This window comes from Brachyspira suanatina (genome assembly GCF_001049755.1).
GTDB lineage: Bacteria > Spirochaetota > Brachyspiria > Brachyspirales > Brachyspiraceae > Brachyspira > Brachyspira suanatina.
The window spans coordinates 17404-32211 of record NZ_CVLB01000003.1; the positions used below are offsets into that span (position 1 = coordinate 17404).

Here is a 14808-nt window from a genome sequence, read left to right on the forward strand (position 1 = left end):
CAGCTTTTTTATTATCAAATATTTAATTCTAATTTAAATTAATTAAATGCTAAAGATATGCTTCCTCTTTTTATATCTATAGGACCTGCTATATTTCTAGATAATTTAATTTGAATAGATAAACTTCTATCTATATCATTACCTGTAGTCCAATCATTTTTCTGAGGCTCAAATATTCCTACAATAGTTCCTGTTCCTGATCTTTTACCTAAGAATACTTTTACATCATAATATGTAACAACTATACCTCTTGAACCATTAACTGTTTCTTCTGTAACTTTTAAAGGTGCTACAAGAGATGAGCTTTTTATTTCTGCATCTGTCATATTTTCAACATCTTTTCCACCTATAACATAATAAACTTTATCATTTATTTCTACAGCCTGAACCTCTTTATCAGCTCCATAAACTGTAACTTTTCTTTTTGGTGTATCTTCTCTAGTTATAGTTTCTTCTTTTTTATCTTCATTATTATCAGCCGCATTATCTTTAACAACAGTATTTTTTGTAGTCTCGCAACTTATCATTACAATGATTAAACCAACAGCTATTAAAACTTTTTTTAACATCCATACCTCCGCAAATCATCCAATATAAAATTTTCTATTATATATAACTATCGGAAATTATTTTAGTAATATTAAAATAATTTTTACATATTATACTTGAATAATGTCATAATAGATCTATACTTATAAATATAGAACTAATTACTTAGGCTAAAAGGATAAAAAATGGATATTTCTGAAAACAGATACGACAGTATGATATACAACAGATGCGGAAAAAGCGGTTTGAAATTACCTATTGTATCTTTAGGACTTTGGCATAATTTCGGTGCTAACTGCGATTATGATAATATGAAAGATATGATAAAAACTGCTTTTGACAATGGAATCACACATTTTGACCTAGCTAATAATTATGGCCCTCCTTATGGTTCTGCTGAAATTAGTATGGGTAAAATATTAAATGACGGGCTTAATAAATACAGAGATGAACTTATAATAAGCACTAAAGCCGGTTACGATATGTGGCCAGGGCCTTACGGAGATTTTGGAAGCAAAAAATATTTAATAGCTAGCATAAATCAAAGTTTAAAAAGATTAAATCTTGAATATGTTGATATATTCTATCATCATAGAATGGATCCTGAAACACCACTTGAGGAAACTCTTGAAGCATTGACTAGAATAGTAAAGAGCGGAAAAGCTTTATATGTTGGGCTTTCAAATTATGACGGCCCTACAATGGAAAGAGCTTCTAAATTATTATATATGGCAAATGTACCATTCATTATTAATCAGAACAGATATTCTATATTTGACAGAACTATAGAAAATAACGGATTAAAATTAAAAGCTAAAAAATTAGGAAAAGGAATAATAGCTTACAGTCCATTAGCACAAGGGTTATTAACTGATAAATATTTGAATGGCATACCAAGCGACAGCAGAATGGCAGCAGACGGAAGATATTTAAAGCAAGATGCTCTAAGCAGAAAGAAATTAGAAAAAATAGGCGAACTAAACAAATTAGCTAATCAAAGAGGCGAAAGTTTGGCTCAAATGGCATTAAGATGGGTTTTGAAAGATGAAGAAGTAACAAGCGTATTAATAGGAGCTTCAAGACCTAGCCAGATTATAGAGAATTTGAAAATCATTAACAAGAATAATTTCTCCGATGAGGAATTAAGAAAGATTGATGATATTAGTTTATAATATCAATTCCTAAAAATAATTTTTGTCAGCAAGTTTTATAATAAAAAATTTGCTGACAACTTTAATCATTTTTCTTTTCATGCTTATAAGGCTTAATATTAATCTTAAAAAGCTCATTATCATCTAGTTCGTAAAACAGTTTTAAAATATTTTATTATATAAAAATAAAAATTAAATCTTTTGTAGTTAGTATATTATTAAAATTTGATAAAGTTCAAAGTATACAGCAGAAAAATAATTATAACTAATAAATTATTTGTGGGGACTAGCCCCCACACCCCCAGTTCTTTTTGTGACCAAAAGAACCAAAAAGACTGCATTTTTATAAATATTAATATCTTAAAATATAGATAAATTAAAATTATTACTTAATTTTTTCATGTTTGTAAGGCTTAATATTAATCTTAAAAAGCTCATTATCATCTAGTTCCGCCTGATACAATTTAACTATATCATTATTATAATCAAGTCTTTTTTCATTTATAGAATTTACGATATTATATATAAGTTCTTTATCATCATCTGAAGTTTTTACACCGAAACAAATACTTTTTATTGGTAAATTAATAAGTGTTCCATTTGGATTTTTATTTTCTTCATCATAAAAAAGTATGCGGTACTCGTCTTCATATTTCCACTCTTTAGATTTTACTGTAAATATATCTGTTATATTATCTATTGATTTATTATTCCCTAATATAACATTGTCATCATAAAATATATTTGATTTTGACATATTTTTATGATAATTTATTTTTTGCAATATAGTAAAATTTATATTAAATATATTATCAATATTGTATTCAATACAAATACCTTTATGTTTATCAGCATAATGGCTCCACATTAAAGTATTATCATTATGTGTAGTTAAACAGGCGACTTTTATTTTCTCTAATAAATAATTATAAAGTTGACTAGAACTTTCTTTTTTATTGTTTCTTATGTAAGGATCAACAGGATCATTAAATTCTTTTGTATTACTGCACCATAAAGTATTATTTAATATACTTCTTAAAGTATCTTTATTAACTTTTGTATAATGATATAAAGTACTATTTTTTATGTCATATTTTTTTATTTTATTATTAAAATCAACTAAAATTATATCATTTATAATTTCTATAAATTTATTTTTATCATAATTATTAATTATATATGATATATTATTATATATAGATGATAATTCATTAAATATAATAAAAGTATATTTTATTTTACCATACTTCTTTATATTATTAATTACAATTTTCATATCATTATATGAATCAATTATTTCTTTTTCATCATATTTTGATTTTATAAGTAATTCTATTTTTTTTACATACATCGTTAATTTATTATATGGATATTTGCAGCATTTTATAGCAAGATTATAATTATTAAGTGCTTCATTATAATTTCTATAATGTTGTTCTATTAATCCTATATAATAATATGCTTCTGAAAAATCTTTATTTTTATTTATAACATCTTTTAAATATTTCATAGATAATTTATATTTATTAGCTTTGAGATAAGATAATGCAGTAAATAAATAAGTATAAAAATATTTTGTATTTTGAGAATTACTAAATTTTTTTATGATTTCTAAAAAGTACATAATAGCTTTTTTATATCTTTTTAATTTAAAAATAGCAAATGCTTTATAAAAAAATATTTCTATATTATTATTATTTAAATATTTATTACAAATTTTAATAGCTTTTTTATATTTTCTTTCATCAATTAAATTTTCTATTTCTTTAATAATATTTTCTTTATCATTCATAATTATATCCTAAACACTAAACAGTATATTTTATAGTAAAAATAATTTGTTTTTTTGCTTTGTTTTTAACGAAAAAAGTTGATAAAAACAAAATCATAAATTATCAATATATTTCTCATACATTTTGAATAGGAATTTAATTCTATCACTTTCATTTTTTAATTCATTTTTCTTAACGCCGTACGCCTTGTCAACTTCTAAATCTAACTTATTGTGTGCATCAATTAAAGCCTTAGACATAGTCAAAGGGTCATAAAGATCAGCAAGCGAAGAATCAGGAAACATAGCCCTAGCACTAAGCACACCCTTAGCCCTAATCTCTATGCTGGTTTTAATTTCTTCGGATATATTTAAAGGCCAAGGAAAATTATTGTATACTATATCTTTAGAATATCTGTAATCACTCTTAAGCCTACCGCAAACATATTTAACCCAAACCATATGCATAATTGATGTAAGCACCCCGAAATGATAAAGATCGGCATTTTGAACTATAAGACAAGAATCACCAGCTATAGTATTTTTATCCATAAAACCTATAGGAATATATTTTCTCCTTTCAGAAGAAACTCTAGGTATTAAAATATAATCATCTTTTGGCTGTCTTATTTCCCCAAATAAATACGGAGTGTTTGCAAGTTTAACTGTTGCCTCTCTTGTAGAGCTTAATCTGTACTGTTTTACTTTTTCTACTCTTTCCATTACTAAAGGCATTTTTTTTAATTCTGCAGGTGAAATATTTTCAAGCCATAAACAATATCTTTTTTTATTATTTATATATTCTTCACTTCCTATAAATCTTTTTATATATTTTTCTGCATTTGGCTCTTTTTTTATAAATTCTTCTTTTTCTTCATTTTTAAAGAAAAAATTACCATTATCATTAGGCATACTTCCAAATACCATTTTTGGTACTTTACATATTGATTCTTTTCTGCTTACTACAAAAATATTTTCAAAATCTATTAAATAAGGATTAATATTTTCTGCTATTATTTCATGAGGCTCGCCTTTTATATCCTCATAGTCAAAAAGTCTTTTCTTATCAATATTAAAATTGGCAAACCCTATTATTACGCAGTAAACATGTGCCTTGCCTTTGGCTTCATTATTCCATTCAAAAGTTCTATGGGCAAAATGTATATGCACTCCGCATTCTTTTATAAGGTTCTCCCATAATATACTAACCTGTGTACCCTGTGTTATAGAGTTGGTTGAAACAAAAGCGGCTTTTATTTTTGTACCCTTTATAAGTTCGGCTGACTTTTTATACCAAGCACTTACATAGTCTAAATCGCCGTATCCTTTCATATTATTAAATACTTTTTTCATCTCCTCGCTTTGTTCTTTGCTTTTCATTCTAGCACCTACGAAAGGAGGATTGCCGAGTATATACGAAAGTTCTTTTACATCTATTATATTTTTCCAATCAATTATTAAAGCATTTTCATTTTTTATAACTGCAGATTTTTTTAATGGTATTCTTTCAAAAGCCCTTCCGAACTTTATAGAAAGTTTTAAATTCATTAAATGATCCATAAGCCATAAAGCCACTTCAGCAATTTTTGCTGGGAATTCATTTATTTCTATACCGTAAAAATTATCAACATCTATTAAAGATAAATTTGAAATGTCTATAGATAGTATTCCGTCTTGTAAATCTTCTTTATGAATCTCTGTTAATATATCTATTTCTAATTGTCTTATTTCTCTATATGCTATAATTAAGAAGTTACCGCATCCGCATGCAGGGTCTAAAAATTTTAATTTTGATATTTTTTGATGAAACTCTCTTAATTTATTTTTGTTTGTCTTTATTTTTTCAAATTCTTCTCTTAATTCATCTAAAAATAAAGCACTTATAGTTTTCATTATATTGTTTTCACTTGTATAATGCTCTCCAAAACTTCTTCTCTTTTCTTTATCAGCAACACATTGAAAAAGCGAACCAAATATTGCAGGTGATATATTACTCCAATCAAAATAACAGCATTCAAGCAAAGCATTTCTCATATCCTTATCAAATGAAGGTATTCTCACAGTATTTTCAAATAAAGAACCATTGATATAAGGAAACTCTTTTAATGTTTCATCTAAATTTGTCTGTCTATCTTCTATTTTTGTATCAAGTACTTCAAATAATTGATGAAGCCATATTCCTGTATCGCTTCCGTCTTCTTTTGTTTTATCTTCTATTAAATATTTAAAATCTTCATTTTTAAATATTCCTGTATCATCAGCAAATAAACAGAAAAGCACCCTTACTAAAAATAATTCTAAATCATGCTGTTTATAATTATTTTTGGCAAGTTTATCATATAACTTTCCCATAAGTTCTGAAGCCTTTATATTGGCAGGCTCTAAATCTTTATAAACTCTTTTCTGATATCCTGCTATAAAACCGAATAATTTTATATTTTTATAAAAATCTTTAAACTCAAACTTGTATTCTTGATTTTCATCTAAATCAAAAAGTTCAAAATTATTAAAGTCAGAAACTAATATATATCTTGGAAGTTCGCCTTCTTTTAATCCTTCAAAATATTCAAATGCCTGTGTTTTCGCTTCATCTAAATTTTTTCCTAATGATTTATGCTCAACTATTAAAACACCTTTCCAAAATAAATCTATAAATCCTTGTCTGTTATTTAATTTTTTCACAGGTTCTTCAAAACTTGCAACCCTTCTTCTGCTTAATCCAAAAACTTCAAAAAACTCATTATAAAAAGTTTGCTTTTCTGCATTCTCTCTTTTTTCATTCTGCCATTTCTTTTGAAAATCTAAAGCCCTATTTTTTATTTCATTCCAAGATAAATTAGCCATAAATATAAACTCCTAATATATTTTTACATTATAACATATTTTTATAAAAACTTAAAAATATAAAAAACAAAAATAAGGGACTAATAAATTTTTATTAGTCCCTATTTTATCAATATTATATTAAAAACTATTTATCTAACAACATTAATTAGTCTTTTCTATCTTATCAAATCCTGTAAACGGTCTTAAAGCATCTGGTATGATAACACTTCCGTCTGCCTGCTGATAATTTTCAAGTATGGCAATCCAAGTTCTTCCAACAGCAATACCTGAACCGTTTAATGTATGTACTAATTCTGTTTTGCCGTTTCTTCTAGTTCTCATCTGCATTCTTCTTGCCTGATAATCCCAACAGTTACTTACACTTGAAATCTCTCTGTACATGTTTTGTGAAGGAAGCCAAACTTCTATATCAAAAGTTTTATAAGCAGCATTTCCTATATCTCCGGAAGAAAGAACTACTACTCTGTATGGAAGTTCTAATGCCTGTAAAATACTTTCTGCATCTTTAAGCATTTTTTCATGTTCTTCTTTAGATTTATCAGCTGCACATATTTTTACTAACTCTACTTTGTCGAATTGATGCTGTCTTATTAAGCCTCTCATATCACGTCCGTAAGAACCAGCTTCAGAACGGAAACAAGGTGTATAAGCAGTACAATATAAAGGAAGCATGTTCTCTGGTATAATTTCTTCTCTGTATATATTTGTAAGAGGAACTTCTGCTGTAGGTATAAGGTATAAAGCAGGATCATCTGTAGTTTTAAATAAATCCTCTTCAAATTTTGGAAGCTGACCAGTACCTGTCATAGTTCTGCCATTAACAAGTATAGGAGGTACATATTCTGTATAACCATGCTCTGAAGTGTGTTTCTTTAACATGAAGTTAATCAAAGCTCTTTCCAATGCTGCACCTTTTCCTTTCATAAGTGAGAAACGAGTTCTTGACATTCTAACAGCTCTTTCTATATCAAGAATATCTAAACCCATAGCTATATCAACATGGTCTTTTACTTCAAAATCAAATTTACGAGGCTCTCCCCATCTTATGATTTCTTTATTTGCTTTTTCATCATCTCCGTCTGGTACATCTTCAGAAAGCATATTAGGCAAATAAAGTATTTCATTATTAACAGCCTCTTCCAACTGCGACAACTTCTCTTCTTTTTTATTTAAGGATTCTGTGAAGTTTTTCATTTCTTCTTTTATTTTTTCTGCCTCTTCTTTATTTCCGGCTTTCATGCATTCGCCGATTTTTTTTGAAGATTCATTTTTTTTAGCTCTATCCTGCTCTACTTCTTTCAATAAATCTAGTCTTTCATGTTCTAATGATTTTAACTTGTCTAAAGATACTTTGCTTCTTCTCTTTCTCAAGTTATCTTCTACTAATTCAATATTTTCTCTTATTAATTTTACATCTATCATAATAAAAATCCTTAAATAAAATTTGTATTAAATTATACAGCTTTTTTAAAAATAGTAAATTGTATTTTATTAAATTTTATTCTCACCTCCCCCACCCTCTAGTCTTGATAATTTTTATTAGAATATTTTGTTTTTAGTATATTTGTTAATCTCATTAGAAATTTCAGCACCCACCCAAGTTTTTTTAATTTTCAGCTTATACACCCGCACGCAGAGTAAAACTATTAATATAAATAAGTTATTAATCAAAATCAAATTATATATAAAAATACGCTCACCGTGCGGTTAATAGGCTTTAAATCTAATAACCACTTGGGCTGGCATGCTTTTTCTGAATTGGCTTTAAATATGAATAAAGCTCTTAATTGTAAATAAAGTTAACAAAAATAAGGGGCGGGATTTGTAATAAAAATTCAAAAATATGTATATTGCCTATTGACATTGGAGTACACTTCAATGTTATAATAATGCCATATTTATAAAAAGGAGCTATTTATGTTACTTGATAAAAACTTAGAAGAAGCTAATTCAGGTCAGAGAATAAATGCTAAAGGTTATGCCGTACATAGCAAAACAGATACTTTTAAACCATTTGAATTTTCAAGACATTCTATGGGAGATAATGATATATTAATAGAAATAATGTATGCCGGAATATGCCATAGCGATATACACTCAGCAAGAAGCGAATGGCATGAAGGAATATACCCTATGGTTCCGGGACATGAAATTGCAGGAAAGGTTGTAGCAGTAGGAAAAAATGTTACTAAGTTTAAAGTAGGAGATTATGCTGGTGTTGGATGTATGGTAAACTCATGCGGAGAATGCGAAGCATGCAAAAGAAGCCATGAACAATTCTGCGAAAGAGGTCAGACTGTATTAACCTATGACTGTAAAGACCATTTTCATGATAATGAACCTACTTACGGAGGATATTCTAATAATATAGTAGTAAGCGAGAAATTTGCTATTACTGTACCAAAAGATGCCCCAATGGAAAAAGTAGCACCATTACTATGTGCAGGAATTACAACTTATTCTCCTTTGAAATTCTCAGGAGTAAAAGAAGGAGATATAGTAGGCGTTGCAGGTTTCGGAGGACTTGGCTCTATGGCTGTAAAATATGCTGTTAATATGGGTGCTCAAGTTTATGTATTTGCTAGAAATGATAAGAAGAAAAAAGAAGCTTTGGAAATGGGAGCAAAAGATTTATTTACTTCTACAAAAGATGTTCCTGTACGTTTCGATTTAATCATATCTACAATTCCTACAGGTTATGATGTTAACAATTATGTTGATCTATTGAAATACGGCGGAGAAATGGCTATAGTAGGACTTCCTCCAGCAGAATTGAAACAAAGCATAGATTTGGCAAGATTAATATTCTCAGGTGGAAAAAAAGTTTATGGTTCTATGATAGGCGGTATTAAAGAAACTCAAGAGATGTTGGATTTCTCATTAGAACATAAAATATACCCTGAAACTGAAATTATCGCAGCAAATCAAATTGATGAAGCGTATCAAAAACTTACAACAGGTCAGGCAAAATTCAGATATGTAATTGATATGAAAACTCTTCAATAAGTAAAAAAATTTTTGTTCATAATATTCTTTATAAATTTGAGGCAGCATTAAGAATATGCTGTCTCTTTTTATTGTAAATGATATAATAAATAAATTATTGATTAGTATTAATATAAAAAAGGATTATTATATGACTGCCGATTATCATGTACATACAGAGTTTAGCGACGATTCTAATTATCCATTAGAAGAAGTTATAAAAGATGCTATAAAACTAAATATAGATGATATTTGTATTACCGATCATGTGGATTATGGCATAAAAAAAGATTGGTACGAAATTGAAATAAGAGATGAAAAAACTATATCAAATGTCAATTATCCAAAGTATGTAGAAGATATAAAAAGAATGAAAGAAATATACGGAAATAAAATTAATATAAAAACAGGACTTGAATGCGGCATACAAACTCATACTATAGATAAATATGAAGCGCTTTTAAAAAAATACGATTTCGATTTTATTATATTTTCAGTTCATCAAGTAAATGATAAAGAATTCTGGACTCAGGATTTTCAAAGAAACAAAACTCAAAAAGAATACAATGAAGCCTATTATGAAGAAATGCTAAATGTTGTAAAAATGTTTACAAATTATTCAGTGCTTGGGCATTTAGATTTGATTATACGATACGATAAAAAAGGTGTTTACCCTTTTAAAAAAGTAAAACCGATTATAGAAGATATATTAAAAATAGTTATAAAAGATGGTAAAGGAATAGAATTTAATACTTCATATCATAGATACGGTTTGAAAGATACTACGCCTTCCATAGATATATTAAATCTGTACCATAAATTGGGTGGAAATATTATCACTATAGGAAGCGACAGTCATCAGCCTAGTCATTTGGGATTTCACATAAATGAAGCAAAAGAAATTTTAAAAGACATAGGATTTAAACAATTCTGCACTTATGATAAAATGATTCCATATTTTCATAATCTTTAAAGTATATAAATATTGACAGGCAAAAAATATCGGTTATAATAAAATCAGGTTTATGGAGGTTGTATGATATTAGACGAAGTAAAAAAATATTTTGATTTGGTTGAATATTCTGAATTAAGAGCCCTTTATGAAGATGATTTTCAATTTGAAGTTTTAAAAAATGAAAAAGAATTGGAAAATCATATATACGATTTAGACAATGATGAAAAAGAAAGAATCAGAAATGCTGTGTCAAATGAATTAAAAAATAACAATGAAATAGTTTTTTATACTTCAGAAAGTGCCGGAGAAGTATATTCAAGTGTTGAAGACTTTTTGGTTTATCTTCTTAATGAAATTTTATATCAGAAATTATTAATAAAAAGCGAAAGAAAAACATTATCCAATAACTTTATGGAATTAGAAATAAGTATAAAAAAATTGCTTATACTAATTTGGACTAGATAAAAAATATATAAGTTAATTATGAGGTTTATGATTATGAAGAAAGTTTATATTTTATTATTTTTAAATTTTATTTTTATTTCTTGTTTTGCTCCATCAAAATCATATTTTAATGTTGTATCAGCAAATAAAGAAAATGATAGTATAAAAGTAATAGTAGAAGCTAAAAAGTCAGGCAGACAATCAGAAAATATATTTTTAGTTTCTCAATTTTTAAATGATGATGATGTAATAGTTAATACTTCTATGTCGCAAATAGGTCCTATGATGTTTGATAAAGGAAAATATGAATTTAATGTTCCTCTTCCTACAAATAGTTTCACTAAATACACAAATTTCATTGATGAAATTGAGCCTGAAACAGCCCAAAGAACGGTAAATAACAGAGGTTATGGAAGCAGTTTCTTTACATATATGATGCTTATGAATATGATGGACGATAGAAGACCAACATATTATGATGATTATGGTAAAAGAAGAACTATTAATAGAGATTATTATGATGATAAATATAATAATAGAACTTCAACAAGAAGAAGCATATTCAATAATTCAAGATCTACAACTAAAAAAACAACAGTAAATAACAATAATAGTTCTACTACTAAAAGAAGAACATTATTCAAACCTAGCTCAGGAAGCTCTACAAGAAAACAATCTACTTTCAGAAGATCTTCTACTAGGAGAAGAAGATAATATCAGTAATTTATGTTTTATACTATAAAATATTAAATTTTTATAAATAATACATTTTTGATATTGACTTTATTTTTTAAGAATATAAGATTACTAATTAGTTTTTAATAGAAAACATATATTCCGTTTTTATAACTTATAATCATATAGGAAATTGTATGAAATTACCGCAATTTGATTCATATTATCAAATATCTGTATTTGATATTATTGCAGTAAAGCGTCATTTATTTCTATCTCTTATTGAGAATATGATTAAGTCTAATAAACATAATCTTTTGCATTATGTTTATCTTTTTTGAATGCTTTTATACTTTTTAAACTTTTTTCTATAAACAATGCAATAATAAAAAAGTTATTAATAGGTTTTGAAAATAATATGTTTCAAGCCTCATTTTTATGAAAACATTATGATAAAATAAAAACACTATGAATTATAAAAACTTATGAATGAGGACAATCATGGAAAGAGATAAGATGTTGGAGCTTACTGAGGGTAATGTAAGCAGAGGACTTATAAACTTAGTTATACCTATGATATTAGGAAACCTTTTAAATATTGCATATAATATAGTTGATACTATTTGGATTGGTCAGATGATAGGCCCTAAAGGACTTGGTGCTATTGCTGTTAGTTTCCCTATAATATTAATACTTATGGCTATAGCTTCAGGCGTTACAGTAGCATCCAATATTTTAATAGGGCAGTATTTCGGTGCTAATGATAAAGATTCTGTAATATATGTTTCAAGAGTTTCAACTACTATAAGTTTGATCACTGCTTTAGCTTTGGCTATTATAGGATATATATTTGCCCCTGCTATGATGAGATTTTTAAATACTGCAGATAGTATAATGGAATATTCTGTTAGCTATTTCAGAATAAGCATGATAGGTTTTCCATTTATGTTTTATTATTTTTTGGTGTCTGCTCTGCTTAGAGGAATTGGAGATACTGTAAGACCTTTGATATTTTTAGCTATTTCTTCTGTATTAAATTTAATATTAGATCCTCTTATGATAAAAGGAATAGGGCCTTTTCCTGCTATGGGACTTGATGGTGCCGCTTATGCAACAGCTTTCTCACAATTTGTTTCAGTTGCCGTATCTATGATATATTTAAAAATGAAAAACAGTATTGTAAAAGCTAATCCTTTTGATTTGGCTTTCGATCTTAATATAACTAAGTTAATGTTTAGGATAGGGCTTCCATTTGCTGCTATGCAATTAATAGTATCTGTAAGCTGGTTATTTTTAAATAGACTTATAAACACTTACGGAGAAGCTGCTTCTGCATCTGTTGCTGTATCTATGAGAGTGGATTCTTTATCATTTCTTCCGCTTTTAGCATTATCTGCTGGTATTGCCACTATGACAGCTCAAAATATTGGAGCAGGAAAAATGGAGAGAGTAAAGGAAATATTTAAAGCCGGAATGATACTTTCTGTAGGAATATCTGCATTTATGGCTATTTTTTCTGTATTGTTTCCTGAGATTATTGTAAGAATGTTTACTAAAGATATGAGTGTTTTGAAATATACTAAAAGCTATATTTATGTTGTTATGCCTTCTATAGTAATGCTTGCTGTAATGTTTACTGCTAATGGTGTTATTAATGGAGCTGGAAAAACTTTTATGCTTATGCTATTTGCTTTTTGTGCACATATAATAATCAGAGTGCCTCTTGCATATATGATATCTCCTCAAATGGAATTATGGGGAATTTGGACTGCTATGGCTGTAAGCAACTTCTTTAGTATGAGTTTAAGTTTATTATATTACTTCTCCAACAAATGGAAAAAAGATGCAAATATTGCCTCTCATTCCGCAGCTGAACATAATTTATAAATACTAAAACTTATTGACTTTTATATATCTTCTATATAGAATTACTGAATTATTTTATATAAAATAAAAATAATTTAGGTAAATTGATAATGGCAAAAGAAGAAAAATTATTAGATTTAACAGAATGTAATGTAGCTAAAGGGCTTTTAATATTAGTTATCCCCATGGTTTTGGGAAACTTATTAAATGTGGCATACTCTACAGTTGATGCCATTTGGATAGGACAGATTGTAGGTTCTAAAGGACTTGCAGCTGTTTCAATAAGTTTTCCTCTTACAATGGTTATTACAGCTATAGCATCAGGAATAGCAACTGCTGTTAATGTTTTAATAGGGCAGTATTTCGGTGCTAATGATAAAGAATATGTAACATATATTTCTAAAGTTTCAACTACTGTAAGTTTAATAACTGCTTTAACATTAGCTATATTAGGATACGTATTTGCACCTAATCTAATGGTATTTTTAAATACTGCTGATAGTATAATGGAAGATGCTGTAAGTTATTTTAGAATAAGTATGATTGGTTTTCCATTTGTATTTTATTATACTTTCGTTTCTGCTTTGCTTAGAGGTATAGGAGATACTGTAAGGCCTTTAATATTTTTGATAATATCTTCTGTGATAAATATAATATTAGATCCTATTTTAATAAAAGGAATAGGACCAATTCCGGCTATGGGTGTAGAAGGCGCCGCTTATGCCACAGTATTTGCACAAGCCATATCTGTAATAGTAAGTATGATTTACTTAAAAGCAAAAAACAGTATTGTAAGGGCTAATCCGCTTAATTTCACATTTGATTTAAACATAACAAAATTAATAATAAAAATAGGTTTGCCTTTCACTCTTATGCAGCTGATATCTTCTATAAGCTGGCTATTTTTAAATAAAGTTATTAATTCTTATGGAGAATTAGCTTCAGCATCTTTTGCTGTAGCTGCTAGAATAGATGCTTTATCATTCGTACCGCTTTCTGCTATTCTTTCAGGTGTAGGAACTATGGCTGCTCAGAATATTGGTGCTGATAAAATGTATAGAATAAAAGAGATATTTAGTACAGGATTAAAAATTTCTTTAGCTATAGCATTGATTATGACTGCATTATGTATGCTGTTTCCAGAGTTTATCATAAAAATATTTGTACAAGATGATAATATAATGCCGTATATGAAAAGTTATATATATGCCGGTGTGCCTTCAACAATATTAGTTGCCATTATATTTTCAGCAAATGGTATTATTAATGCTTCCGGAAAAACTTTTGTAATTATGCTGTTTACTTTATTTACTCATTTTCTAGTAAGAATTCCTGTTGTTTATTTATTATCTCCAAAAATAGGTTTATGGGGAGTGTGGATTTCTATGTCTGTTAGTAACTTCTTCAATATGGTTTTCCATTTAGTTTATTATTATTCAAATAAATGGCAAAAGAATGCTAATCTCACATTGAATTCTCCTTCTAAAGATGATAATTAAAGCATTAAAATAAATTCTAAATTTAAATAAAGCTTGGGCGGGTGCTAATAAATTTTAATTTGGCTT

11 protein-coding genes are annotated in these 14808 nt (G+C 27.6%); 7 read left to right on the forward strand and 4 right to left on the reverse strand.

Annotated features, from left to right (window positions below; genetic code table 11):
- Positions 1–38: 38 nt before the first annotated feature.
- A complete protein-coding gene (locus tag BRSU_RS11845; protein ID WP_048595706.1) occupies positions 39–569 on the reverse strand; it encodes a hypothetical protein in 531 nt (176 codons plus the stop codon).
- Between the two features lie 165 nt (positions 570–734).
- Here BRSU_RS11845 and BRSU_RS11850 point away from each other — a divergent pair, with 165 nt between their 5' ends.
- Positions 735–1721 carry an aldo/keto reductase gene (locus BRSU_RS11850; protein WP_048595708.1) on the forward strand — a complete coding sequence of 329 codons (987 nt, stop codon included), beginning with the start codon at positions 735–737 and terminating at the stop codon, positions 1719–1721.
- Positions 1722–2085: 364 nt separating this feature from the next.
- Here BRSU_RS11850 and BRSU_RS14510 read toward each other — a convergent pair whose 3' ends face one another.
- From BRSU_RS14510 to serS, 3 genes are all read right to left on the reverse strand, one after another.
- Positions 2086–3492: a DUF2971 domain-containing protein gene (locus BRSU_RS14510; RefSeq protein WP_053082767.1), complete on the reverse strand. Its 1407-nt coding sequence runs from the start codon at positions 3490–3492 to the stop codon at positions 2086–2088.
- Positions 3493–3585: 93 nt separating this feature from the next.
- Positions 3586–6315 (reverse strand): class I SAM-dependent DNA methyltransferase, encoded by a 2730-nt coding sequence (locus BRSU_RS11860; protein ID WP_048595710.1) that lies wholly within the window; start codon positions 6313–6315, stop codon positions 3586–3588.
- A 144-nt stretch (positions 6316–6459) separates the two neighbouring features.
- Positions 6460–7740 carry a serine--tRNA ligase gene (serS, locus tag BRSU_RS11865; protein ID WP_048595712.1) on the reverse strand — a complete coding sequence of 427 codons (1281 nt, stop codon included), beginning with the start codon at positions 7738–7740 and terminating at the stop codon, positions 6460–6462.
- A 495-nt stretch (positions 7741–8235) separates the two neighbouring features.
- Between serS and BRSU_RS11870 the strand changes: the two genes are divergently transcribed.
- From BRSU_RS11870 to BRSU_RS11895, 6 genes are all read left to right on the forward strand, one after another.
- Positions 8236–9324, forward strand: a complete 1089-nt coding sequence (locus tag BRSU_RS11870) for an NAD(P)-dependent alcohol dehydrogenase (protein ID WP_048595713.1) — start codon at positions 8236–8238, stop codon at positions 9322–9324.
- Between the two features lie 130 nt (positions 9325–9454).
- Positions 9455–10276, forward strand: a complete 822-nt coding sequence (locus tag BRSU_RS11875; RefSeq protein ID WP_048595714.1) for a histidinol-phosphatase HisJ family protein — start codon at positions 9455–9457, stop codon at positions 10274–10276.
- Positions 10277–10339: 63 nt separating this feature from the next.
- Positions 10340–10723, forward strand: coding sequence for a hypothetical protein (locus BRSU_RS11880; protein ID WP_048595717.1), 384 nt, complete (start codon positions 10340–10342; stop codon positions 10721–10723).
- A 33-nt stretch (positions 10724–10756) separates the two neighbouring features.
- On the forward strand, positions 10757–11416 hold the full coding sequence (locus tag BRSU_RS11885) for a hypothetical protein (protein WP_048595719.1): 660 nt from the start codon (positions 10757–10759) through the stop codon (positions 11414–11416).
- Positions 11417–11878: 462 nt separating this feature from the next.
- The gene (locus BRSU_RS11890; RefSeq protein WP_048595720.1) at positions 11879–13264 is read left to right on the forward strand and encodes an MATE family efflux transporter; all 1386 of its coding nucleotides are present in this window, start codon (positions 11879–11881) and stop codon (positions 13262–13264) included.
- An 89-nt stretch (positions 13265–13353) separates the two neighbouring features.
- Entirely contained in the window at positions 13354–14742 is a 1389-nt protein-coding gene (locus BRSU_RS11895) for an MATE family efflux transporter (RefSeq protein ID WP_048595722.1), read from the forward strand.
- Positions 14743–14808 lie beyond the last annotated feature (66 nt).

Coding starts and splice junctions, on each gene's coding strand:
- BRSU_RS11845 (WP_048595706.1), bottom strand. CDS start 569: ATGTTAAAAAAAGTTTTAATAGCTGTTGGTTTAATCATTGTAATGATA.
- BRSU_RS11850 (WP_048595708.1), top strand. CDS start 735: ATGGATATTTCTGAAAACAGATACGACAGTATGATATACAACAGATGC.
- BRSU_RS14510 (WP_053082767.1), bottom strand. CDS start 3,492: ATGAATGATAAAGAAAATATTATTAAAGAAATAGAAAATTTAATTGAT.
- BRSU_RS11860 (WP_048595710.1), bottom strand. CDS start 6,315: ATGGCTAATTTATCTTGGAATGAAATAAAAAATAGGGCTTTAGATTTT.
- serS (WP_048595712.1), bottom strand. CDS start 7,740: ATGATAGATGTAAAATTAATAAGAGAAAATATTGAATTAGTAGAAGAT.
- BRSU_RS11870 (WP_048595713.1), top strand. CDS start 8,236: ATGTTACTTGATAAAAACTTAGAAGAAGCTAATTCAGGTCAGAGAATA.
- BRSU_RS11875 (WP_048595714.1), top strand. CDS start 9,455: ATGACTGCCGATTATCATGTACATACAGAGTTTAGCGACGATTCTAAT.
- BRSU_RS11880 (WP_048595717.1), top strand. CDS start 10,340: ATGATATTAGACGAAGTAAAAAAATATTTTGATTTGGTTGAATATTCT.
- BRSU_RS11885 (WP_048595719.1), top strand. CDS start 10,757: ATGAAGAAAGTTTATATTTTATTATTTTTAAATTTTATTTTTATTTCT.
- BRSU_RS11890 (WP_048595720.1), top strand. CDS start 11,879: ATGGAAAGAGATAAGATGTTGGAGCTTACTGAGGGTAATGTAAGCAGA.
- BRSU_RS11895 (WP_048595722.1), top strand. CDS start 13,354: ATGGCAAAAGAAGAAAAATTATTAGATTTAACAGAATGTAATGTAGCT.